The 902-nt window shown below is 37.4% G+C and carries 1 pseudogene; it reads left to right on the top strand.

Annotation, left to right across the window (positions count from 1 at the left end):
* Positions 1-201 precede the first annotated feature (201 nt).
* Positions 202-645, top strand: a pseudogene (locus KSO91_RS17395) (transposase); the annotation flags it as partial.
* Positions 646-902: the final 257 nt, after the last annotated feature.

The raw sequence follows: 902 nt of genomic DNA, 5'->3' as shown, positions 1-902 counted from the left end.
GACTTCAATGATTGAAAGGGAGTTTGCTAAAGAGCTGCACTAAGCATCAACGTGCATCTCCCCTTTGTGGCACATAACGATACAACCATATAAATATGGTTGTATCGTTATGTGCCACAAAGGGGAGATGCACGTTGATGCTTAGTGCAGCTCTTTAGCAAACTCCCTTTCAATCATTGAAGTCGGGATAGCATTACACTATTAGACGTCAACCATCTTGGTGATATTCTGAGTGTGAAAATTACCGAAGGAAATATAGATGATCGAACGCCCGTTCCCGATATGGTAAGGGGGTTATCAGGCAAGTTATATGGCGATAAAGGTTACTTAGGGAAAGCACTTGCGGATAAATTACAGGATGTAGGAGTTGATCTTGTTACAAACGTCCGAAAAAATATGAAAAAAGTAGTGTTAAGTAAATGGGATAAAGCCATGCTTAGTAAGCGTTACCTTATTGAAACAGTTAATGATCAAGTTAAAAACATTTCATATGTAGAACACACTAGACATCGCAGCATTACAGGTTTTGTGGCTAATATGCTTGGCGGTTTAATCGCATATTGTCGTCAAAAAAAGAAGCCATCAATCAATTTAACAACTGATGAAAAGAAAGCTCTTATAGGTGAAAATATCATAATGGCTTAACCCGATCTCAGGTAATTTTAGAATGTTTTTAAAGGATGAAATCAGCTTTGCCTTTATCGTATTGCCAATTTCACTTAAAAAATACAAACCTTTCACCATTAAACAAATGATAGTGAAAGGACGTTAACATTTATTTGTTGTTATCGACTAACAGCTGCGCTTTACCTTTACTATCAATACACACCATCTGTTTCTTATTAACAGCAATATCAAGTGCTCTTTTGCCTCCTGGGCAATACTTGACGGCAATGGGTGTG

Origin of the sequence: Psychromonas antarctica (assembly GCF_022267535.1) — a bacterium.
GTDB classification, from domain to species: Bacteria; Pseudomonadota; Gammaproteobacteria; order Enterobacterales; family Psychromonadaceae; genus Psychromonas; species Psychromonas antarctica.
Note: the sequence above shows the minus strand (reverse complement) of the source record. Positions and strands in the feature narration are given on the sequence as shown.